At 48.2% G+C, this 22,321-nt stretch carries 19 protein-coding genes; 5 read left to right on the top strand and 14 right to left on the bottom strand.

Annotation, left to right across the window (positions count from 1 at the left end; all coding sequences use genetic code 11):
* Positions 1–142 precede the first annotated feature (142 nt).
* The 7 genes from cmk to gyrA form a co-directional block, all read right to left on the bottom strand.
* Positions 143–823, bottom strand: coding sequence for a (d)CMP kinase (gene cmk / locus UXZ23_RS12475; RefSeq protein ID WP_320820892.1), 681 nt, complete (start codon positions 821–823; stop codon positions 143–145).
* A complete protein-coding gene (locus tag UXZ23_RS12480) occupies positions 816–3,059 on the bottom strand; it encodes a bifunctional prephenate dehydrogenase/3-phosphoshikimate 1-carboxyvinyltransferase (RefSeq protein WP_320820893.1) in 2,244 nt (747 codons plus the stop codon). Before UXZ23_RS12480 ends, cmk begins: the two co-directional genes overlap by 8 nt.
* Entirely contained in the window at positions 3,056–4,174 is a 1,119-nt protein-coding gene (hisC, locus tag UXZ23_RS12485; RefSeq protein ID WP_320820894.1) for a histidinol-phosphate transaminase, read from the bottom strand. The genes UXZ23_RS12480 and hisC overlap by 4 nt, the downstream gene beginning before the upstream one ends.
* 12 nt (positions 4,175–4,186) lie before the next feature.
* Positions 4,187–5,278: a prephenate dehydratase gene (pheA, locus tag UXZ23_RS12490; RefSeq protein ID WP_320820895.1), complete on the bottom strand. Its 1,092-nt coding sequence runs from the start codon at positions 5,276–5,278 to the stop codon at positions 4,187–4,189.
* 28 nt (positions 5,279–5,306) lie between these two features.
* Entirely contained in the window at positions 5,307–6,389 is a 1,083-nt protein-coding gene (gene serC, locus UXZ23_RS12495) for a 3-phosphoserine/phosphohydroxythreonine transaminase (RefSeq protein ID WP_320820896.1), read from the bottom strand.
* Between the two features lie 87 nt (positions 6,390–6,476).
* Entirely contained in the window at positions 6,477–7,628 is a 1,152-nt protein-coding gene (locus tag UXZ23_RS12500; protein ID WP_320820897.1) for a Wzz/FepE/Etk N-terminal domain-containing protein, read from the bottom strand.
* The gene (gene gyrA / locus UXZ23_RS12505) at positions 7,625–10,300 is read right to left on the bottom strand and encodes a DNA gyrase subunit A (RefSeq protein WP_320820898.1); all 2,676 of its coding nucleotides are present in this window, start codon (positions 10,298–10,300) and stop codon (positions 7,625–7,627) included. Before gyrA ends, UXZ23_RS12500 begins: the two co-directional genes overlap by 4 nt.
* 340 nt (positions 10,301–10,640) lie before the next feature.
* Here gyrA and UXZ23_RS12510 point away from each other — a divergent pair, with 340 nt between their 5' ends.
* The 5 genes from UXZ23_RS12510 to UXZ23_RS12530 all read left to right on the top strand — a co-directional run bounded on the left by UXZ23_RS12510 (position 10,641) and on the right by UXZ23_RS12530 (position 15,449).
* A complete protein-coding gene (locus UXZ23_RS12510) occupies positions 10,641–11,960 on the top strand; it encodes a TRZ/ATZ family hydrolase (RefSeq protein WP_320820899.1) in 1,320 nt (439 codons plus the stop codon).
* Between the two features lie 12 nt (positions 11,961–11,972).
* The gene (gene ubiG, locus UXZ23_RS12515) at positions 11,973–12,713 is read left to right on the top strand and encodes a bifunctional 2-polyprenyl-6-hydroxyphenol methylase/3-demethylubiquinol 3-O-methyltransferase UbiG (RefSeq protein WP_320820900.1); all 741 of its coding nucleotides are present in this window, start codon (positions 11,973–11,975) and stop codon (positions 12,711–12,713) included.
* Positions 12,710–13,378: an HAD-IA family hydrolase gene (locus tag UXZ23_RS12520; RefSeq protein WP_320820901.1), complete on the top strand. Its 669-nt coding sequence runs from the start codon at positions 12,710–12,712 to the stop codon at positions 13,376–13,378. The genes ubiG and UXZ23_RS12520 overlap by 4 nt, the downstream gene beginning before the upstream one ends.
* A gap of 99 nt (positions 13,379–13,477) precedes the next feature.
* Complete coding sequence (locus UXZ23_RS12525) at positions 13,478–14,221, top strand: YciK family oxidoreductase (protein ID WP_276783156.1); 744 nt, start codon at positions 13,478–13,480, stop codon at positions 14,219–14,221.
* A 250-nt stretch (positions 14,222–14,471) separates the two neighbouring features.
* A complete protein-coding gene (locus tag UXZ23_RS12530; RefSeq protein WP_320820902.1) occupies positions 14,472–15,449 on the top strand; it encodes a GGDEF domain-containing protein in 978 nt (325 codons plus the stop codon).
* Between the two features lie 103 nt (positions 15,450–15,552).
* Here the strand turns inward: UXZ23_RS12530 and rluB are convergent, their stop codons facing one another.
* From rluB to UXZ23_RS12565, 7 genes are all read right to left on the bottom strand, one after another.
* Positions 15,553–16,404: a 23S rRNA pseudouridine(2605) synthase RluB gene (gene rluB / locus UXZ23_RS12535; RefSeq protein ID WP_015487417.1), complete on the bottom strand. Its 852-nt coding sequence runs from the start codon at positions 16,402–16,404 to the stop codon at positions 15,553–15,555.
* The gene (gene scpB, locus UXZ23_RS12540; RefSeq protein WP_320820903.1) at positions 16,397–17,383 is read right to left on the bottom strand and encodes an SMC-Scp complex subunit ScpB; all 987 of its coding nucleotides are present in this window, start codon (positions 17,381–17,383) and stop codon (positions 16,397–16,399) included. Before scpB ends, rluB begins: the two co-directional genes overlap by 8 nt.
* Positions 17,380–18,222 (bottom strand): ScpA family protein, encoded by an 843-nt coding sequence (locus UXZ23_RS12545; protein ID WP_320820904.1) that lies wholly within the window; start codon positions 18,220–18,222, stop codon positions 17,380–17,382. Before UXZ23_RS12545 ends, scpB begins: the two co-directional genes overlap by 4 nt.
* Positions 18,223–18,285: 63 nt before the next feature.
* Complete coding sequence (locus UXZ23_RS12550) at positions 18,286–19,500, bottom strand: tryptophan--tRNA ligase (protein ID WP_320820905.1); 1,215 nt, start codon at positions 19,498–19,500, stop codon at positions 18,286–18,288.
* Between the two features lie 81 nt (positions 19,501–19,581).
* The gene (gene trpS, locus UXZ23_RS12555) at positions 19,582–20,598 is read right to left on the bottom strand and encodes a tryptophan--tRNA ligase (protein ID WP_320820906.1); all 1,017 of its coding nucleotides are present in this window, start codon (positions 20,596–20,598) and stop codon (positions 19,582–19,584) included.
* Positions 20,599–20,661: 63 nt separating this feature from the next.
* The gene (locus UXZ23_RS12560; RefSeq protein ID WP_320820907.1) at positions 20,662–21,282 is read right to left on the bottom strand and encodes an L-threonylcarbamoyladenylate synthase; all 621 of its coding nucleotides are present in this window, start codon (positions 21,280–21,282) and stop codon (positions 20,662–20,664) included.
* Positions 21,283–21,300: 18 nt separating this feature from the next.
* On the bottom strand, positions 21,301–22,137 hold the full coding sequence (locus tag UXZ23_RS12565) for a PHP domain-containing protein (RefSeq protein WP_320820908.1): 837 nt from the start codon (positions 22,135–22,137) through the stop codon (positions 21,301–21,303).
* Between the last annotated feature and the right edge of the window lie 184 nt (positions 22,138–22,321).

Consider the following 22,321-nt stretch of genomic DNA (forward strand, 5'->3'; position numbering starts at 1 on the left):
TCTACCTATCTCGTTAGTGCGCGTTTCCGGGGTGAATAATGGAAAGCTGCGCTGTCCAAATGGCCAGTCACTTGGTGTTAGTCAATATAAAAATTCCTTTGCTTCTTCTCTGTTGAGAGCTGGCTAGCAAAAGAGTTTCATCTCAGATCAGTCCTAAATTACGGACCTGATTCATTACCAATTCACAGACTTCATCAATAGATCTTGATGTACTATCAATCAGTAAAGCGTCTTCCGCAGGGCGTAGAGGTGCAACAGCACGAGTGCTATCACGCTCGTCACGAGCCCGGATGTCTTCGATAAGGGCGGGTAAACTAGCATCAAATCCCTTTTGGCGCAACTGTTCATAACGTCTACGCCCGCGTTCTTCGGCACTGGCGGTCAGAAAAATTTTAACCGTCGCATCCGTGAAAACGACTGTGCCCATATCTCGGCCATCAGCGATAACGCCCGGAGCTTCACGGAAATCACGTTGGCGCTGCAGCAGCGCTGCGCGAACCGCCGGAAGAGCGGCCACCTGCGACGCTAAGCTACCCACTTCTTCTGTGCGAATAGTGTCAGTAACGTCGTCGCCTTCAAGAATGACACGCACGCCCACTGGTGTTGGTTCAAACATGACATCTAAATTTGCCGCAATCAATGCAACGGATTCTTCATCTTCCAGATCAACATTGCGTCGCTGCGCGGCCAAGCCAGTAATGCGATACAGCGCACCGCTATCGAGCAAACGCCAACCCAGTACTTCCGCTAACTTAGCGCAAACAGTGCCTTTACCGGCACCGGAAGGTCCGTCGATGGTGATCACTGGTGTAATATCAGGCATCCACAGATTCCTCATTAACTTTGAGGGCTAAACCGGCTGCATTAGCCAATTCAACAAACCCTGGGAATGAGGTCGCGACGTTTGCGCAATCACGCACAATAATCGGGTCGCTACCGCGCAGAGAAGCCATGGCAAAGCTCATGGCAATACGATGATCGTGCTGACTTTCAATCTCACCGCCGCCAAAGCTTCCAGCAGCACCAAAACCTTGAATAATGGCGCCATCGTGTGTGCCTTTCGCATCAACACCTAGAGTAATCAAGCCATCAACCATGGCTTGAATACGGTCGCTTTCCTTAACTCGCAGCTCTTCTGCACCTGTTAATATGGTTTCGCCTTCGGCACAAGCAGCCGCGATAAAGATGGCTGGAAATTCATCAATGGCCAAAGGGACTTGATCTTCAGGGATATGAATACCCTTTAACTGGGCGCTTTGAATTCGAATGTCAGCAACGGGTTCGCCACCCACTTCACGTTCATTCAACACCTCAATATTACCGCCCATGGCGCGTAAAATATTAATCACACCAATACGCGTTGGGTTAATGCCGACATGCTGCAGGGTAATGTCGGAACCCGGCATAATGCTGGCGCCAACCATGTAAAAGGCGGCGGAAGAAATATCCGCAGGAACATCAATGCTTGTGGCCGTTAATTCACCACCAGATTTCAACGTCACTTTGTTGCCATCAACCTGCACATCGTAACCAAAACCTTTTAGCATGCGCTCGGTATGGTCACGCGTTGGGGCTGGCTCAGTAACTGAGGTTTCACCTTCGGCATAAAGACCAGCAAGCAAAACGCAGCTCTTTACCTGTGCACTGGCCATCGGTAAGTCATAGTGAATACCTTTTAATTTACTACCACCCTTCACCTTAATCGGAGGACGTCCCGCTTCCGCGGTTTCGACAGCAGCCCCCATTAAGCGCAACGGGTCAGCAACACGCCCCATAGGACGCTTAGATAAGGATTCATCACCACTCATCTCAACATCAAAAACCTGCCCAGCCATCAAACCAGCCAGCAAGCGCATAGAGGTACCTGAGTTACCTAAGTACAAAGCATTTGGCGGTGTCTGTAAGCCATGCAAACCAACACCATGAATGGTTACGCGACCTCGATGCGGCCCTTCAATCACAACACCCATATCGCGAAATGCTTGCAGCGTGGCGAGGCTATCTTCACCTTCAAGAAAGCCGCTCACTTCTGTTGTGCCATTAGCTAATGACCCCAGCATAATGGATCGATGAGAAATAGATTTGTCGCCGGGTACACGGAAGCTGCCAGACAGCGCCTGACCTGGAGTCGCAATATAAGTAACAGATGCAGTTTTCATAGGATCCACATAGGCCCGTCGGGCGAGTATTTTAGAAAAATGGTCACGCGCCACCTTGGCTCGGGTTAATACGCCCATAACGGTGGTCGTATCTCCCAGCTCAATCGCAGCGCGAAGAAATTTAAGATCGTGCTCGAACAAATCTAAGGTCTTTAGTATTTGCTCGCGGTTGGCAGAAAATATATCTCGCCACATAACAGGGCTACTGGCAGCAATTCGAGTGAAATCACGAAAACCGCCCGCAGCGTAGTTAAAAATTTCTTTATTTTCATGGCTATTGGCTAGGGTATCCACCAAAGAATAAGCCAATAAATGCGGTAAATGGCTGGTTGCTGCCAAGACCTCATCGTGGTGTTCTACCGCCATATCTTCGATATCAGCACCTACAGCACGCCATGCTTGACGCACCAACTTTAAGGCTTTGCTATCGGTATGAGCTTCGGGGGTAATAATGACTTTATGATGAACATATAGATTTTCATCCGCAGCCAAAACACCACTGCGTTCAGACCCCGCAATAGGATGACCTAACACAAAACGTGTAAAACCATCGCCAAACACAGCCTTTACATCAGCCGCCACTGAACCTTTCACAGATCCGACATCCGTGAGCACAGCAGTGGAGGAAATCGATGCAACGATACTTTCCAGCACTCCGCGGACAGCCATAATCGGCACCGAAATAATAATTAAATCGGCATCAGCAACGACGTCCGTTATTTCCTCACTGAAAAAGTCAATTAACCCAGCCTCTTGGGCTAGCGTCATTGACTCTAGATTCCGATCGTATCCACTAACAAAACCAACGTGCCCACGAGCACGCAAGCCTTTAACCCAAGAACAGCCAATCAAACCTAAACCGATAACGGCAATTCGCTCAATTCGAAACTCGGAACTCAAGACAGCACCGCAGTTAAAGCAGCCACAAAAACATCATTTTCTGCTGATGTACCAATGGATACTCGCAAATATTCTGGCATCTGGTAATTAGCAACAGGACGCACAATAACACCACGTTGCAATAAACCTTGATAAACATCCATCGCATTAACGCCTACAGGTACTTTGAAACAGACAAAGTTACCAACCGAAGGAATATGGCTTAAATTCAAGGCATCAAATGCCTCAACCAAGCGTTTCATGCCGGCATCATTCTCAGCAATACTGCGCGCGACATAATCGCTATCCGTTAACGTTGCTTTCGCAGCGGCCAACGCAAATGAATCGACGTTAAATGGAGGACGCACACGATTTAACAAATCAGCAATCTCAGGACTCGACACACCGTACCCTACGCGTAATGACGCCAAGCCATAAGCTTTAGAAAAAGTACGGGTAACCACTAAATTAGGATACTGATCCAACATGCGCAGGCCGTCGGGATATTCGGCTTCATTAACGTATTCAAAATACGCTTCATCCAGCAGCACCAAAACACGCTGAGGCACTTGGTCCATAAAGCGCTCTAACTCGGTTTTAGTTAGCCAAGTTCCGGTTGGATTATTAGGATTAGTAATAAATACGATGCGCGTTTTTTCTGTAACAGCAGACGCCATAGCCTCTAAATCATGACCGAAGTTCTTGGCCGGAACTTCGATGGTATTGGCACCCACCATTTTGGCGACTAAGCCATAAATAGCAAAAGCATGCTGCGATACCACGATATCATCGCCATCATTAACAAAAACACGGGTGATAAAATCGAGAATATCGCTAGATCCGTTACCCAGCGTAATTTGCTCTGGACGAATATCGAGCGCTGCGCACAAGGCTTTTTTTAATTCAAAACCGGCACCATCAGGATAGCGAGTTAAATCAGCAAGTTCATTGCGAATAGCGTCAAGCGCTTTTGGACTTGGGCCTAATGGATTTTCATTACTAGCCAACTTAACGATATCGGCTTCGTTCAAACCCAGTTCGCGCGCTAATTCATCAATCGGTTTGCCAGGCTGATAAGGTCGTAACCCACGCACACCTTCAACCGCTAATTCTGTAAAATCTACTGCCCTAGTCATTATAAAGTCACCTCAAAGAACAGCTTTAGGATATGAACCTAACCACTTAAAATCGACCGCCACATCACGTAAACGCTGCATTAATGGCGAAATACGCTGATCATTTTTATGGCCTTCAAAATCAATAAAGAACAAATAATTCCACGTACCAGAATGATCCGGACGAGTTTCAATACGGGTCAAACTGACTCCCGCTTCATGAAATGGGGCTAATACATTGTACAAAGCACCCGGCTGGTTACGGCTAGAAACCATAATCGACGTTTTATCATCACCGCTTGGAATGGTTTCTTGCTTACCAATAATCAAAAAACGCGTGGTGTTATCCGGGCGATCTTCAATATTGGAATTACGCACTTCTAGCTCATAGAGCTCTGCCGCTGCTTCGCCAGCAATTGCAGCAGCGCCAACTTCGGAAGATGCTCGACGCGCCGCTTCTGCGTTCGAACTTACGGCTATGCGCTCCACATTAGGGAAGTTTTGATCCAGCCATAAACGGCACTGACCTAACGACTGCGCATGCGAGTATATGCGCTGCACATTATCCGTTAATGATTTCACCAACATATGGTGATGAATGCGCAGAGTCACTTCACCGCAGATATAGAGATTCGAATCATAAAAGCTATCTAACGTATGAGTAACAACACCTTCAGTCGAGTTCTCCACCGGCACAACACCGTATTGCGCAGAACCACTTTCCACTTCACGGAAGACATCAGCAATAGAAACCTGACCAGCACAGGTCACCGCATGGCCAAAATGCTTCACCGCAGCCTGTTGAGTAAACGTACCGTGCGGACCTAAATAAGCGATCGTTAATGGCTCTTCGAGTGCCAAACATTGCGACATAATTTCACGGAAAACGCGCGCAATGGACTCATTCGGTAATGGTCCTTCATTGCGCGCCATGACATTCAACAATACTTGCGCTTCTCGTTCTGGGCGATAGAAGGTAACAACGCTGCCAGGCTCCGCATACTTATACTTCACCTCAGCAACCTGCTGAGCACATTTAGCCCGCTCATTAATCAATACTTGGATCTGTTGATCCAACGCATCAATTTGCTGGCGTAATTGATCAAGTTCCTGTGCTTCGCTCATGAATATTCCGATAGTCAGAAAGTATGAATTAGCTATTACGCTGCGCAAAATCCGCCATAAATGCAATTAATGCATCTACTGCTTCTTCTGAAACGGCGTTATAAATACTTGCGCGCATGCCACCAACGCTGCGATGGCCCGCCAGGTTTAATAAACCTGCAGCTTCGCTTTCTGCTAAGAAAGCTTTTTCTAAAGAAGCATCCGCCAAAGTAAATGGCACGTTCATAATGGAACGATTCGGTATTGCTACTGGATTGGCATAAAACGGATTGGTGTCAATAAACGCATAAAGCTTTTCTGCTTTACCGCGATTGACCTTCGCAATGGCTTCCAAGCCACCTTGCTCTTTCAGCCACTCAAACACTAAGCCCGCTAAATACCAGCTGTACGTCGGCGGTGTGTTGTACATAGACGCGTTATCGGCACAAACCTTATAGTCAAACATGGTCGGCGTTCCGGCAACGGTGTCACCAAGCAAGTCTTCACGCACGATAACAACACACAATCCCGCAGGGCCAATATTCTTCTGTGCACCAGCGTAAATCAAACCAAACTTGGTCACATCCAGCGGCTCAGACAAAATGCAAGATGAGAAATCCGCGACAAGAACTTTATCGCCAACATCAGGAATATAGTCAAAAGCGACACCGCCAATGGTTTCATTCGGACAATAATGAACATAAGCCGCATCGGCGCTTAAATTAAGTTCATCCTGCGAAGGTGCGGAGGTAAATGCATTGCCTTCGGTGGTCGCAGCAATATTGACTTCACAGTAACGCTTAGCTTCGGCAATCGCCTTGATAGACCACTGCCCTGTATTGATATAGTCGGCTTTATTACCACCACGCAATAAGTTCATAGGAACCATAGCGAACTGACTACTCGCACCACCCTGCATAAACAAGACTTTATAATTGTCCGGGATATTCATTAGGTCGCGTAAATCATGCTCAGCTTTTTCTGCGACGCTAACGTAATCCTTGCTGCGGTGGCTCATTTCCATGATGGATAAGCCCTTTTCATGCCAGTTAGCTAGTTCTTTTCCAGCGCGCTCAAGCACAGTTTCTGGTAATGCTGCAGGACCGGCACAAAAATTAAATACTCGACTCATGGTGTTTTTACACTCGTTCTCAAAGTCACTTACATTTAAACAAGTAAGCGCACCTTAGTGTGCGCATTACTCAATCAACTTGCTTGCTTAAGCGGCCCAATGCGGAGGGCGCTTTGCTCTTCTTCTCGCTGACTTCTGTTCTTTACGACGCACATTAGCAGCGGCTAATAAAGCGAACATAATACCGGCCATAAAACCGGCAACTCCGCCCAAGGCTACAATCAACATTTTACGAGGTTTAACTGGCCTCAATGGCAATATCGCTGGCTGATCAAGTTGCACGTATTGAACGCCATCCCAATCGATACTTAAACTTTCAAGCAGAGAAATATTCCACAGCAACTCGGGCAAACCTTTGATATACATATCCTCGCCATTCTCTGAAGACCGACTTTTTAATTGCTCGATCTCAGATAACAACGCTTTTTGTCCCATCATGTATAACGGCGGTTCGCTACTAACAACAAAATCGCTAGTACTATAAAAAGGTCGCTGCTGGTCAATACTTGCAGCTACTTTCGCTGCTTCAGACAACTCCGCGATGCGTAATTGTTTATCAGCCAAGTAACTGCTGCGCAAATTATCAGCCCAAACATGGTATTGATCCAATTGACTGGATACTGCAAGGCCTACCTGTTCTTTTACGCGGCGCGCATATTCATTCAACACAAATTCGCTGTAACGATTCAAAACTGTTGTTGCCCACTGAGGATCGGAGAGATCAAAGGTGATTTTGAAATACAAATCGCCCTTCTCTTTCGCGCCGGGATCTGCGTATCCAATACGCTCTGAAAACAAACTAAAATTTTGTTCATCGGTTAATTGATTATTGTAGATTAACGCCGTTAATTCATCATTTTCATCGGCTAAAAGACCTTCATAGAAATCACGCTTTACGCTACCAGAACGAGCAACACTTCTAACTTCGTTGAACGCTTTGTCAGTCGATATAGAAAAAATAACCTCCCCCTTCCTCCGCGTCACGGTTCCAGCAGAAGTTACTTCATACGTTTCTTTCAGGCGCGGCTGATTTAACTGACTCAATCCAGTTACCGAGACATCTTTATAGACTAATTCGGTACGATATGTCGGCGTTGCCAGCAGCGCATAAAGTACTGCGACAACAACACCCACAAAAGCAGTACCAACCAACCAGTACCACTTTGATTTAATATCGTCGATTAAATCAAACAAATCGATTTCGTCTTCGGCCTTATATCCAGGTTCTAGATTACTCATTCAGCGTCGCCCTCTTCATCATCCTCAGATTCAGAAGCATCATCATCCGTTACTGAATCATCAGCATTGTCGACTAACCCAGTGTCCACCTCGCTAGCTTCGCCATCAACGACAACACCATCAATAACCAGCTCATCTTCATCAGGATCACAAATACGTTCAACGCCAACGAGTTTTTCTTTATCAGCGATACGAATCAGCGTGACGCCCTGAGTGTTACGACCGAGCAGTGACACTTCGCTAGTGCGTGTACGAACAAGCGTGCCTTGATCACTAACCAGCATCACTTCATCGCCTTCAAACACCTGCACAGCGCCAACTAAAGCACCGTTACGTTCACTGGTGACCATAGCGATAACGCCTTGAGTACCACGGCCTTTGGTTGGGAATTCAGTAACCAGTGTGCGCTTACCATAACCACGCTCTGAGGCCGTTAGAATTGCGCCATTTTCTTCAGGAATAATTAACGAGATAACACGCTGACCTTCACCTAAGCGAATACCACGTACACCGCGCGCTGTTCGACCCATAGCGCGCACATCGGTTTCTTTAAAGCGCACCGCTTTACCCGCATTGCTCAGCATCAATATTTCTTGCGTGCCGTCAGTAATCGCAACACCAACCAAGTGATCGCCTTCATCCAATTCACAGGCGATTAGGCCAGATGAACGCGGACGAGAGAATTGATCCAATGTGGTTTTCTTCACCGTACCGCGTGCAGTCACCATAAACACATAACGTTCTGCGCTGTATTCTGGTACTGGCAGAATTGCAGTAATGCGCTCGCCTTCTTCCGAAAGATTAAGCACGTTTACAATCGGACGACCTTTAGCATTACGACTGGCTTGCGGAATATCGTAAACCGTTAGCCAATAAACCTTACCGGCATCGGTAAAACATAGAACCGTGTCATGGCTGTTAACCACTAACAGATGTTCGATAAAATCTTCATCTTTAACGGAAGCCGCTGACTTACCTTTACCACCACGCTTCTGCGCTTGGTAGGCATCCATCGGTTGCGTCTTGGCATAACCACCATGGGAAAGGGTTAATACTAAGGTTTCTTCAGGAATTAAATCACGAGTCGTCAAGTCACGCTTAACGGCCATAATTTCAGTTTTACGTTCGTCGCCATATTCTTCACGAATAGCCACCAGCTCTTCACGAATCACTTCCATCAAACGTTCGCCACTGCCAAGAATTTCTAAATACTCAGCAATTTCAGTTAATTTAACTTGGTATTCTTCGATCAGTTTTTCGTGCTCAAGGCCGGTCAGTTTTTGCAAGCGCAAATCAAGAATGGCTTGCGCTTGAGCTGGTGACAAATGGTAAAGACCGTCGCGGAAACCGAACTCTTCTGGCAGATCATCAGGGCGACAGGCGTCTTCACCAGCGCGCTCCAACATATCCAACACATCGCCCGGCTGCCACGCCGCAGCAATCAAAGCTTCTTTCGCTTCTGAAGCCGTTGGCGACTGTTTGATCAGCGCAATAACAGGATCAATATTGGCTAGCGCTAACGCTAAGCCTTCTAATAAATGACCACGCTCACGGGCTTTGCGTAAATTGTAAATGGTACGACGTGTAACAACTTCGCGGCGATGCTTAATAAAGGCATCAAGCAATTGACGCAAATTCAAAATACGCGGCTGACCGTCAACCAAGGCAACCGTGTTAATACCAAACACACCTTGCAACTGAGTTTGCGCAAACAGGTTGTTTAATACTACTTCTGGCATTTCGCTACGACGCAGTTCAATCACGATACGCATACCATCTTTATCAGACTCGTCGCGCAGCTCCGTGATGCCTTCTAATTTCTTCTCTTTTACCAGCTCCGCAATTTTTTCAATCAAGCGGGCTTTGTTCACCTGATATGGAATCTCGGTGAAGATAATGCTGATCTTGCCGTTACGTTCGTCTTCTTCAAAATGATGACGTGCACGCAAGTAAATACGGCCACGGCCGGTACGATAAGCTTCTACAATACCGTCGCGACCATTGATAAAGGCGGCAGTAGGGAAGTCTGGGCCCGGAATATATTCCATCAAATCGTCAATGGTTAGATCGGGGTTGTCGATCAACGCCAAACAGCCATTCAACACTTCAGTTAGGTTGTGTGGCGGGATGTTGGTTGCCATACCAACCGCGATACCAGAAGAACCGTTAACCAATAGATTCGGTACGCGAGTTGGCATTACTGCGGGAATGAGTTCAGTGCCGTCATAGTTGGGCACCCAATCTACCGTTTCTTTGTCGATATCAGCCAAAATATCGTGCGCGATTTTCTTCATACGGATTTCGGTGTAACGCATCGCTGCTGCCGAGTCACCATCTACGGAACCGAAGTTACCTTGGCCATCTACTAAGGTGTAACGCATAGAGAAATCTTGCGCCATACGAACGATGGTATCGTAAACTGCAGAGTCACCGTGCGGGTGGTATTTACCGATCACATCACCAACAACACGCGCGGATTTTTTATAGGGTTTATTCCAATCGTTTCCAAGAACATTCATCGCATGCAGAACGCGTCGATGAACGGGTTTTAAACCATCCCGCACGTCTGGCAGAGCACGTCCTACAATTACACTCATCGCGTAATCTAGATACGACTGCTGCAGCTCATCCTCAATGTTAATCGGAAGAACTTCTTTGGCTAACTCACCCATAAATTTCTGGCCCGTTTAGTTCGGCTCACGCACATCGTAAATTCGATATGAATGATGCTGTCCTTGTTATTTGGATGACAGGGTCAAGCCCGTCAATAAAGCGCTGAATGATACCACAAAACAACGAGATACCTAATGAGAGCGCCTGTACGGCGATTTCAGCCGTTTTTGCTCCAAACCGCCAGCTTCCCATTGATCAAAATAAGTACAATCACTCTCCTTTTTACGTTCATTTGGCTAATTCCACCCGCTTTTTACCAAGTTAACGCCCTTAGCAGTCGCACCGCCCTAAACCGATTAGGTATACTTGCTACTATTTATAGTGAGAAGGCAATCCGGAATGCAGGCTACACAACACGCCGATCTGCGACTCAATGCCCGCTGGTTAATCATCATGGACGGCCAAGCTGAGGTTGAAAACAACAAAGCTGTGTTCATCAAAGAGGGTCGAATAGTCGCTATAGAAGGCTTAGACAACACGACTTGGACGGCCGATGAGACCATCGAACTCAATGAGCATGCACTTCTGCCTGGCTATATTAATGCTCACGGTCATGCCGCCATGTCGTTGTTTCGCGGCTTGGCCGACGATCTGCCCTTAATGACTTGGCTGCAAGAACACATATGGCCCGCAGAAGGCCAATGGGTTAATAGCGAATTTGTTTATCAAGGCACCCAGCTAGCCATTGCTGAAATGCTGAAATGCGGCACCACGACCTTTGCAGATATGTATTTCTTTCCGGAAGACAGCGTACGAGCGTCGATTGATACGGGCATCCGCAGTGTTGCTTTTACACCGATTCTCGATTTCCCCACCAACTTCGCGCAAAACGCCGACGAGTACATTCGCAAAGCATTGGCAGCACACGAACGCTTCCGTCACGAGCCATTAGTAACACTCGGTCTTGGCCCTCACGCGCCCTATACCGTATCCGACGAGCCGCTCAAAGAAATCACTATGCTCGCCGATCAGTTGAACATGCCTGTGCAAATTCACTTGCATGAAACCGCTTTTGAAGTTGAGCAAAGCTTGGAACTATACGGCGTACGCCCGACGCAACGCTTAGCTGATTTAGGTTTTCTTACAGAGCGTGTCAGCTGCGTGCACATGACGCAAATCAACGACAGCGATATTCAATTGTTGCAGCATGCTGGGGCTTCGATTGTTCATTGTCCTGAGTCGAATTTAAAACTGGCCAGTGGTTTTAGTCCAACCCAGAAATTTTTAAATGCGGGAATTACCGTGGCATTAGGAACGGATGGCGCCGCCAGTAATAACGATTTAAACATCCAAGGTGAATTGAAAACCGCTGCTATGCTGGCCAAAGCGGTTGCCGCCGATGCCGGTGCATTCCCAGCAAGCCAAGCCCTATATGCTGCGACAATGGGTGGCGCTAAAGCGCTAGGAATCGACGAGCAGACGGGTTCTATTAGCGTCGGCAAATGGGCCGATTTACAAGCGGTGAAACTCACCGGTTTGGCACAGCAGCCCATGTATGATCCAATTTCACAGCTGGTCTACACCGATAGCAGTCGTGCTACAGAATACGTATGGGTGGCTGGTAAAGCCTTGCTCAATAGCGGCGAGTTAACCACCTTAAACGAAGATACTTTACGTCAACAGACACAGTACTGGCAGCAACAGATAGCCAACGCTTAATAGGATTTTAATATGACCGAAGTTACCGCAAGCGCCGCCATCAAAAGCAATGTCGATCACGCCGAAATCGCTAAGTTTGAAGCCCTAGCGTCACGTTGGTGGGATATGGATAGCGAATTCAAGCCGCTGCACGATATCAATCCATTACGCACTAACTACATTGATCGTCATGCAAGCTTAGCCGGAAAGCGCGTATTAGATGTGGGGTGCGGCGGTGGCATTCTCAGCGAAGCGATGGCGCAACGTGGTGCCGACGTGATGGGTATCGATTTAGGTGCTGCACCGTTGAATGTCGCCAAGCTGCATGCATTAGAATCTGGTGTTAGCGTTCAATATCGTCAAGTTGCCGTAGAACAACTGGCGGCTGAAATGCCGGGAAGCTTCGACGTCGTTACTTGCTTGGAAATGCTAGAGCATGTGCCAGATCCAGCCTCGATCATTAAAGCCTGTCAAACCCTAGTAAAACCGGGCGGCCACGTATTCTTCTCAACGCTTAATCGCAATCCCAAAGCCTATGCAATGGCGATTATCGGCGCAGAATATCTGCTACGTATGCTGCCAGCCGGCACCCACGACTACAGTAAATTTATAAAACCGAGTGAACTCACACGCTGGTGTCGCGCCGCAGATTTATCGGTGACCCATATGACTGGCATGGTGTATAACCCGATCACCAAAGACTACAGCCTGAAAGACCTCGATGTGAGCGTGAACTATTTGGTCGCTACGCGTAAAGATGATGCTGAGGCATGAAACTAACGCAACCTAAGGCCATATTATTTGACCTAGACGGCACACTCGTCGATACCGCACCTGATTTTTACGATGTGGTTAATAGCTTACGTGCCGACGAAGGCTTGGCAGCACTTGAACACGAACGCATTCGTGAACAGGTGAGCAATGGCGGTATTGCCTTGGCGTGTCTGACCTTCGAAGTCACGGCCGACCACCCCGAAATTCAAGCCTATCGTATGCGCGTGCTGAATAAATACAGCGCCTGCCTTGGCAGCCTAAGCGGTTATTTTCCGGGCTTTGATGAAACCATCAAAGGTATCGAAGCTGCAGGAATCCGCTGGGGTATTGCCACCAATAAGCCTCGTGCCTACACCGACCCATTGCTCGCTAATTTGGGGATTCGATGTGACAGCGTGATTTGCCCAGAAGATGTTAGCCAATCAAAACCCGCTCCCGATGCGCTGCTTCTTGGCGCACAGCAGCTGAACGTCAACGCCAGCGAATGTTGGTATGTCGGTGATCATTTACGCGATATGGAAGCCGCCAAAGCCGCAGGCATGCTGGCCATCGCTGCCCGATTTGGTTATCTCGAGGCCAGCGACGATGGCAGTTTATGGCCAGTCGATCTTTGGATTGAACAACCGATCGACTTATTAACGCTCATCGCAGCACACCAAGCTTGAGACGTTATTGATATTCCACCAGCATGGCGGCAAACTTCCACCGGCAGTTTGCCCGACACCTTTGCCGCTGTTGCCGCCACCACCTATTGAGACCGAACAATGACTGAACAAAACGATCAAATTTTAGCGGGCCGCGTCATTTTAGTGACAGGAGCAGGCTATGGCATTGGCCGCGAAGCTGCCCTAACCTACGCCCGTGCTGGTGCGACAGTTTTATTGCTTGGCCGTACCCAAGAGGCACTGAACGACACCTACGATTTGATCGAAGCCGAGAATCTGCCACAAGCCGCGGTACTGCCTTTTGATCTTGAGCAAAAAGACGAAGATCTTTTCCGTCAATTAGCTGCTCTCATTAACGAAAACTTCAACCATCTTGACGGCGTCCTGCTGAATGCCTCGGTTCTAGGGCAACGCACTACTCTTGAAAACTATGATTTCAATACATGGCAGAAAGTGATGCAAATTAACGTCAACGGCCAATTTGCTTTGATGAAGCACTTACTGCCACTGTTGCGATCTGCACCCGCAGATGCATCGGTTATTTTCACAACCAGCAGTGTCGGCCGCGAAGGTCGTGCCTATTGGGGTGCTTATTCGGTATCAAAATTCGCCACCGAAGGGCTAATGCAAGTCATGGCGCAAGAACTGGAAAATACCAGTCAGGTTCGTGTGAACAGTATTAATCCCGGTGCAACTCGTACTACCATGCGAGCGGCAGCGTATCCGGCGGAAGATCCAGCAACAGTGACAGAAGCTGCCGCTATCATGCCGCTTTATCTACACTTAATGAGTCCAGCGTCCATTGGCACGCATTGCCAAAGCCTTGATGCTCAGCCGAAGTAGCCTGATAGGCCACTGCGTTAGCTAAAAACGAAAAAAGCGGCGATTAATCGCCGCTTTTTCATTACTGAACAGTCATTTTTTTGGCTGGCAGATCTAGTCTCATGGCGTCAATTTGCCAACCCCTTGCCACTCTCCTACCCGCTATACTTTATAACTATTTGTTTTTATTCGATTTTATTTAATTTTCAATAATGGCATAGAAATCGCTTATCACCTCTGCAGATGCAATCACCATTTAATGAGGTAGCTCATGGTCAGTCCGTTACATAGCAACGGTAGAGCAGAACTCCGCGATGAAAAAGTCGTCATGCCGTTTGGCGACTTAGCGCCACGGCCGGATATTCGTCCGGAAGTACTGCTCAAATTATCCGGCAAACTGCAAACCACACTGGAACTCAGCCAGCTGATTGAGATCTTTTTCAACGAGATCAAGCAGGCAGTTTTAATTGATGGCCTGACATTTAATCATGCGCCTAACAATATTTTATTAAGTCAGGGCAAGGCCAGCGTTCATAGCGCCAGCTATCGCCTGCAGACCCAACAAGATTATATGGGTGATTTAATGTTCCATCGCTCAACCCGATTCCGCGAGCACGAACTTGCGAATATCGAAGGGTTGCTGTCCACCCTAGTGTACCCACTGCGCAATGCCTTACGTTACCACGAGGCACTCGCCGCAGCCTTCCGTGATCCTCTTACGGGTGCAGGCAATCGTGTAGCCTTGGATAAGACCTTGTCGCGTGAAATTGAACTCGCGAAACGTCATGGTCAAGAGCTATCGATACTGATGCTCGACCTAGATCACTTTAAACGAGTGAACGACGAGTTCGGCCACGGTATGGGCGATAGAGTACTAAAGGAAGCGGTACTTTCGATGACCGATTGCATTCGCCAAACGGATATGTGCTTTCGTTACGGCGGTGAAGAATTTCTAATCATGCTCAGTAGCGCAGAAGAGGCTGGAGCCTTACGTATTGCCGAACGCATCCGCATGAGCATCAATGAATTACGATTCACAGGCGATAAAGGTACGCTTCAAGTTAGCGCAAGTATCGGCTGTTCAAGTTTAAAAGGTGATGATTCCATGGAATCTCTGATTACCCGAGCGGATGAGGCGCTCTACGTGGCCAAAAAGCATGGTCGAAACTGCGTCATCAGTGATTGCGATATGGCGATACCCGAACCGCTCGACAACCAAATTTTGCCGACACCAAATCCAAATCGCTAGTTAGAATTAGCAGAATAAAAAAGGGGATTCATGCAAAACATGAATCCCCTTTTCTATTTCATCTAGCAGGCCAATAGATTGTCCTGCAGAACCAGTACCAAATTTACTCTGGTGCTTTCGGTGGCTTAGGTTTTGAACCCACCTGCTGACGAATTTTCTGACGTTTCGCCTGCCGATCAAACTGCTCTTTTTCGCGGCCCACCATGCGCTTAGTGCGCTTATGGTTGATACCCACGAGATCCGCTAGATCGTTAACTTCACGCTGGCCTAGCTCGACCCAAGTACCAACAGGCACATTGGCCGGCATAAAAATACAGCCGTAACGCACACGTTTTAGGCGGCTAACCGTAATACCTTGGCTTTCCCATAGGCGACGCACTTCGCGGTTACGACCTTCCATAACCACGACGTGATACCACTTATTCTGGCCATCACCATCAAAGAATTTCACATCGGTAAAACGAGCAACGCCGTCCTCTAACAACACGCCTTCTTTAAGGCGTTCGATCATCTCATCATCAACCTCACCACGCACACGCACAGCGTATTCACGGTCGACACCCGTCGATGGATGCATCAATTTGTTGGCCAAATCACCGTCGGTGGTAAACAGTAACAAACCACTAGTATTGATATCCAAACGGCCAACGTTAATCCAACGTTCGCCTTTGGTTTTTGGTAAGTGATCGAAAACGGTAGGACGACCATCAGGATCGTTACGCGTACACACTTCACCAATCGGCTTGTTGTAAGCCAATACTCGACGTGAGCGGCCTGCTTCTTCCACTTCCATTTTACGGCCATCAACGCGGATATCATCGTGACGTCCAGCGCGGTCGCCCAATTGAGCCGTTACGCCGTTAACCGTGACACGGCCTTCAGCAATCCAGCGCTCAACTTCGCGACGAGAAGCAACACCAGCAATAGCCAGCAGTTTTTGAATTCGTTCATTCATGGGGTTTTTTATCTTCATCGATTACACGATCAGTCACGTCACCCGACGATACTGCGTGTTCATTAACTTGCGCTTCATCCATTGAAACGCGCTCTTGAGTGTCATCACTCGTTGATTCTTCTTCACTTTCGTCAGCGGCTGTCTCTTCTGCACCATCAGCATCCTGAGCTTCTTGCTCGCGTTTGGCTTTTTCCGACGCCTCTAAGCGCTCTAGCAACTGACCAAGATCCCGTACTTTACGCCCACCACCGTTTTCTTCGCTGGCTTCTTCAAACACATTGTCTTCTACTTGCGCCAGTAAAGCGGCGGCTTTGGCTAAATCTTCATCGGTCGCAGCCAGTACACCGGCGCTGCGTTCCGCGGCTTCTTCGTCGGTGGTAAAACGATAGTCCGTAGCTGGCGCTTGCCGCGCCTCGGCATCATCACCCAACTCCAACTTACGATTGGCATCGTCCAACTCACGAATTTCCATCAGTGACGGTAAATCTTCCAACGACTTAAGACCGAAATAATCGAGGAATTCGCGCGTAGTCGCGTACATGGCTGGCCGCCCCGGCACATCACGATGGCCGACGATTCTTACCCATTCACGTTCCAAAAGAGTTTTCATTGTACCACAGCTAACGACAACTCCGCGCACATCTTCGATATCACCGCGGGTTACTGGTTGGCGATAAGCAATCAGGGCTAAAGTTTCAAGCAAGGCACGCGAATAACGTTGTGGTTTTTCTTCCCATAAACGCGCGACCCAACCCGCCACACTGGCTCTAACTTGCAGCCGATAACCTGACGCCACTTCAGCAATCTCAACACCGCGCCCTAAAAGATCGTTTTTCAACTCAGTTAAGGCTTGTTGAATGTCACTCGGACTGGGCTGTTGATCTTCATCAAACAGAGTTTGAATGCGCTCTACCGATAACGGCGAACCCGCTGCCATCAAAGCGGCTTCGATAATAATTTTTAAGGCCGGTTGACTCATGCCACCCTCAATTTCAAATGGATCACGCCAAACAATTCATGCTGGACGATATCAATCGTCGACTCTTTAATTAGCTCAAGAATGGCTAAAAATGTAACGACAACTCCGAGCTTCCCTTCTTCTGGCGAAAATAAATTGCGGAAGGGTACAAAATGCCCGCCTTTCAACGCTTCAAGCACGTCGCTCATGCGCTCACGCGTAGATAACTGCTCGCGCTGAATTTCATGGTGTTCAAAACGCTCAGCTCGCCGTATCACTGAAGCGAGCGCCAACATCATTTCACGCATGTCCACTTCTGGGTGAACGCGTTCCTGAATGCGATCCGGAGCATCAATAATGGCAGTAAATACATCACGCTCTAGTCGTGGCAGTTCATCTATTTGCTCTGCCGCATCTTTAAAGCGTTCATATTCTTGCAAACGGCGTAGCAACTCGGCACGCGGATCTTCCTCTTCGCCGTCTTCGGCATCTTGATTACGCGGCAGTAATACACGGCTTTTGATTTCGGCCAGCATAGCCGCCATGACCAAATACTCACCCGCCAGCTCTAGCTGCATGGCTTGCATCATTTCTATGTATTGCAGGTACTGATCTACGATGTCGGAAACGTTGACCTCTAAAATATCGAGGTTTTGCTTGCGAATAAGGTACAGGAGTAAATCGAGTGGGCCTTCAAACTGCTCAAGAATGACTTCTAGTGCATCAGGCGGAATGTACAAATCCAACGGCAACTGCGTCATGGGCTGCCCCTGCACTAAGGCAAACGGCATTTCGCCCTGACGCGCTTGTCTACCGACACGGCCGGTATACAAAGGGTTGGTGATTTCGACTTCGCTCATTCAGGCCTCACGGACTTAACGCACATTAATTACGACGATACTGGAAATTAACAATACTGGGCTTTAGCGATAAGCGAGCCCCATGGCATCGCGTACTTCTTCCAATGTTGCGCGAGCAGCATCACGTGCCCGCTCAGTTCCCTCGGCAATGATACTGTGAACCAGATCAGTATTCTCTTCATATTGCTTGCCGCGTTCACGAATCGGCGCTTGCTCTGCCACAATGGCGTCAATCACCAACTGTTTGCACTCTAAACAACCCCAAGCGGCATTGGTGCAATTCTTTTGTACGGTCGCGCGTATTTTCTCATCAGAATACACTTCATGAAATTGCCACACAGGACAGCGCGTCGGTTCACCCGGATCGGTTAAACGAATCCGCGCCGGATCGGTCGGCATATTGCGAATTTTCTTTTCGATTTTGTCAGGCGAAGCCCGCAAAGAAATCGTATTGTCGTTTGATTTCGACATTTTCGCACCATCTAGCCCTGGCATTTTGGCCGCATCACTGAGAATAATTTGCGGCTCAGGCAAGATACTTTTCCCCATGCCAACGATGTATCCCATCAAGCGTTCTTTGTCGCCCAGAGTGATATTACTTTGCTCTTTTATCAGCGCTTGCGCGGTCAGTAAGGCATTGGCATCGCCATGACTGGTATACGCTTGACGCAACTCGCTGTACAAACGCCCCGCCTTTTTACCCAATTTGCGAATTGCCATTTCAGCATTGGCTTCGAAGTCCGTCTCGCTGCCGTATAGATGATTAAATCGCCGCGCTACGTCTCGCGCGATTTCAATATGCGCAACTTGATCAGCACCAACGGGCACTAGTCCGCCTCGATAGGCCAAAATGTCGGCCGCTTGCAGTAATGGGTAGCCAAGGAAACCGTAGGTCGCGAGGTCTTTCTCTTTCAGTTCCGCTTGGTGATCTTTATAAGCAGGAACACGCTCCAGCCAACTCAACGGCGTAATCATAGACAAGAGCATGTGCAGCTCAGCTTGCTCTGGTACTCGACTTTGAATAAACAAATTAGCAGAACCAGGGTGTACACCCGTTGCCAACCAATCCACCACCATGTCCCATGTCGCCTTAGCGATATGTTCTGAATTACCGTAGTCGGTCGTCAGTGCATGCCAATCGGCAACAAAGAAGAAACATTCATATTCATGCTGAAGACGCACCCAATTTTTCAGGACGCCGTGATAATGCCCAAGATGAAGACGCCCCGTAGGACGCATACCCGATACCACCCGCCTCTGCGGATCAACAGAACTCAATTTAATTCCTCTTTCCTATTAAATTCGAACGCCTCGTAATCCTTACGAGGCTGACTAGACACCCTAGCATTGCTGTTGGCTTCACGCCAAACCGAAAATACCGACCGACTCGCGGATCTTCTCTAACAAAGGCGCAGCGACGGCGCGGGCTTTGATCGCACCTTTTTGTAACTCGGCTTCGATATCCGCAGGACGTGCCATTAAGTCTTCATAGCGCTCACGAGCTTCAGCTACTTCAGCGTTAACAAGCGCAAACAACTGAGCTTTAGCATCACCCCAGCCAATGCCATCGGCGAAGGCTTGGCGCATTTCTGCTGTTTGCTCTGGTGTCGCAAATGCCTGCCAAATTTGAAAAACCGTTGAAGTGTCGGGGTCTTTCGCTTCACCCGGCTCAAGCAAGTTAGTTTTGATCTTGTTGATGTGCTTTTTCAGCTGTTTTTCGCCTAGAAATAGCGGGATGGTATTGCCGTAGCTCTTACTCATCTTGCGACCGTCTAAACCCTGTAAAACTGCAACATTGTCATCAACTTGGAAGTTGGGTAGCGTCAACAAAGGTTCTTTTTTGCAGTAAATGTGGTTGAAACGCTGAGCCATATCGCGCGCCATTTCAACGTGCTGAATTTGGTCTTTGCCAACAGGTACTTTGTGCGCACCAAACATTAAAATGTCGGCGGCCATCAGCACAGGATAGCTAAACAAGCCCATAGTAATGGCTTTATCAGCATCTTCGCCTTCAGCGATATTGACGTCGACAGCGCCTTTGTAGGCATGGGCACGATTCATCAAACCCTTGGCACAAATACAATTCAGCATCCATGTCAGTTCTGGTATTTCGCGAATATCTGATTGGCGATAGAACACGGCATTATCTGTATCTAAGCCCAACGCTAGCCACGTAGCAGCAATCTCTTTGGTCGATTGATGCACCGCCGCAGGGTCCTGACACTTAATCAGGGCGTGGTAATCCGCCAAAAAATAAAACGATTCATTGTTAGTATCGCGGCTGGCTTCAATCGCAGGACGGATCGCCCCAACATAGTTACCTAAGTGCGGCGTACCCGTGGTGGTGATACCGGTTAATACACGCTGTTTGCTCATGTGGCTTACTCGTTGATTCTGCCAATAATAAAGCGCGCCATCATACCGGTTTTAAGACGAGGTTTACAGGAATGCGGAAGCATCTCCAACACCCTGACGCAGAAGCTCTGGTGCCTCTTCCGTCATATCAATGACTGTGGTGGCCTCAATGCCACAATAACCGCCGTCAACAACGAGATCTAACTGATGTTCTAGCATTTGACGAATATCGTAAGGGTCTGACAAAGGCATGATCTCGCCCGGCATAATCAAAGATGTCGTCATTAAGGGTTCGTTCATTTCTTCTAGCAATGCCATCGCAATCGCATTGGCCGGCACTCGAATACCAATGGTGCGTTTTTTCGGATGCATCAGCAGCCTTGGAACTTCGCGCGTACCCGGCAAAATAAAGGTAAAAGCACCCGGCGTATGGGCCTTTAACAAGCGATACTGGCTGTTATCGACTTTTGCGAATAACGACAGCTCGGACAAATCACGGCAAAGTAAGGTGAAATTATGCTTAGGACCCAACTGACGCAGACGATGCAGGCGCTCAGTCGCATTTTTATCACCTAAGCGACACGCCAAGGCATAGGCGCAATCGGTAGGAATGACGGCTAAACCGCCGCCGCGAATAATCTCAGCCGCTTGTTTGATTAAACGTTGCTGGGGATTTTCTGGATGTATTTGAAAAAACTGACTCACACTCTAACCTCTAAAAAATTAAGACCATGAAGCCCATACTGGCGTCACGTCCTTCGGAAATGTAGGCATTACCCCCAAATCCAAACCAAATCGATTAGGACCATGAAAATCACTACCGCAGGAACCTAATAAATCCATTTCTCGTGCCAACGCCGACATTTGTCCGAGCTGATTGGCATCCATATTACCGTAAGCTACTTCTAACCCTTGGCCGCCGGCATCTTTAAAATCCTGCAAACACGCTTTCAGTTTCGTTCGTGTCATCTTGTATAAATGAGCATGGGCCATGACGGCCGTGCCGCCAGCAGCAACGATCCACTCAGTTGCTTGTGCGAGTTCTGGCCAACTCGCTTTCACATCGCCCGGCTTGCCTGCCCCCAGATACTTGTTAAAGGCCACTGCCATATTCGGCACCCAACCTTGATCAATCATGTATTGAGCAAAATGTGGCCGCCCAATAGCCTCGCCACCGGCATACTCGCGCACGGCATCCAGATCAAACGTTTGCTTAATACGCTTGCCGACCCGCTCAGCAATCAACACTGAGCGTGATTCACGCGCGACGGTTTGTGCTGCTTCAGCTTCGCGCATCACATCGGATTCTGGATCGAAGTTCAAACCAACAATATGTATTGTTATTCCCCCCCAGACACACGACAGCTCTATGCCCGAAATCAATTGAATTCCAACTTCGGCCGCTTTTTCGCGCCCCAGACGGAACCCCTCGACAGTATCGTGGTCTGTAATCGCCAAGATCTTCACCCCGCGCTCAGCTGCCCGACTAACAACATCGGGGGCAGATAATTTGCCGTCGGAGGCGGTACTGTGGCAATGCAGATCAATTTCGGAGTTCACATGGACGCTCGTAGTGGGTTAATACATAATGCCCTCCATTGTAAATGCACAGAAGCCAACTAGCGAATGAAGTTACTAATCGATTTTTTGCCCATCGTCATCTTTTTCTTGGTCGACAAATTTGCCCCAGCAACAGTTGAACTCGTACCGCCGTTTATCGGTTCAGGAAATGCCGACATATTAG

It is taken from the genome of Thalassolituus sp. (assembly GCF_034111725.1).
GTDB lineage: Bacteria > Pseudomonadota > Gammaproteobacteria > Pseudomonadales > Oceanobacteraceae > Thalassolituus.

What these genes read in the sequence shown, in the direction of transcription:
- cmk (WP_320820892.1), bottom strand. Translation starts at nt 823, where the DNA reads ATGCCTGATATTACACCAGTGATCACCATCGACGGACCTTCCGGTGCC.
- hisC (WP_320820894.1), bottom strand. Translation starts at nt 4,174, where the DNA reads ATGACTAGGGCAGTAGATTTTACAGAATTAGCGGTTGAAGGTGTGCGT.
- pheA (WP_320820895.1), bottom strand. Translation starts at nt 5,278, where the DNA reads ATGAGCGAAGCACAGGAACTTGATCAATTACGCCAGCAAATTGATGCG.
- serC (WP_320820896.1), bottom strand. Translation starts at nt 6,389, where the DNA reads ATGAGTCGAGTATTTAATTTTTGTGCCGGTCCTGCAGCATTACCAGAA.
- UXZ23_RS12500 (WP_320820897.1), bottom strand. Translation starts at nt 7,628, where the DNA reads ATGAGTAATCTAGAACCTGGATATAAGGCCGAAGACGAAATCGATTTG.
- gyrA (WP_320820898.1), bottom strand. Translation starts at nt 10,300, where the DNA reads ATGGGTGAGTTAGCCAAAGAAGTTCTTCCGATTAACATTGAGGATGAG.
- UXZ23_RS12510 (WP_320820899.1), top strand. Translation starts at nt 10,641, where the DNA reads ATGCAGGCTACACAACACGCCGATCTGCGACTCAATGCCCGCTGGTTA.
- ubiG (WP_320820900.1), top strand. Translation starts at nt 11,973, where the DNA reads ATGACCGAAGTTACCGCAAGCGCCGCCATCAAAAGCAATGTCGATCAC.
- UXZ23_RS12520 (WP_320820901.1), top strand. Translation starts at nt 12,710, where the DNA reads ATGAAACTAACGCAACCTAAGGCCATATTATTTGACCTAGACGGCACA.
- UXZ23_RS12525 (WP_276783156.1), top strand. Translation starts at nt 13,478, where the DNA reads ATGACTGAACAAAACGATCAAATTTTAGCGGGCCGCGTCATTTTAGTG.
- UXZ23_RS12530 (WP_320820902.1), top strand. Translation starts at nt 14,472, where the DNA reads ATGGTCAGTCCGTTACATAGCAACGGTAGAGCAGAACTCCGCGATGAA.
- rluB (WP_015487417.1), bottom strand. Translation starts at nt 16,404, where the DNA reads ATGAATGAACGAATTCAAAAACTGCTGGCTATTGCTGGTGTTGCTTCT.
- scpB (WP_320820903.1), bottom strand. Translation starts at nt 17,383, where the DNA reads ATGAGTCAACCGGCCTTAAAAATTATTATCGAAGCCGCTTTGATGGCA.
- UXZ23_RS12545 (WP_320820904.1), bottom strand. Translation starts at nt 18,222, where the DNA reads ATGAGCGAAGTCGAAATCACCAACCCTTTGTATACCGGCCGTGTCGGT.
- trpS (WP_320820906.1), bottom strand. Translation starts at nt 20,598, where the DNA reads ATGAGCAAACAGCGTGTATTAACCGGTATCACCACCACGGGTACGCCG.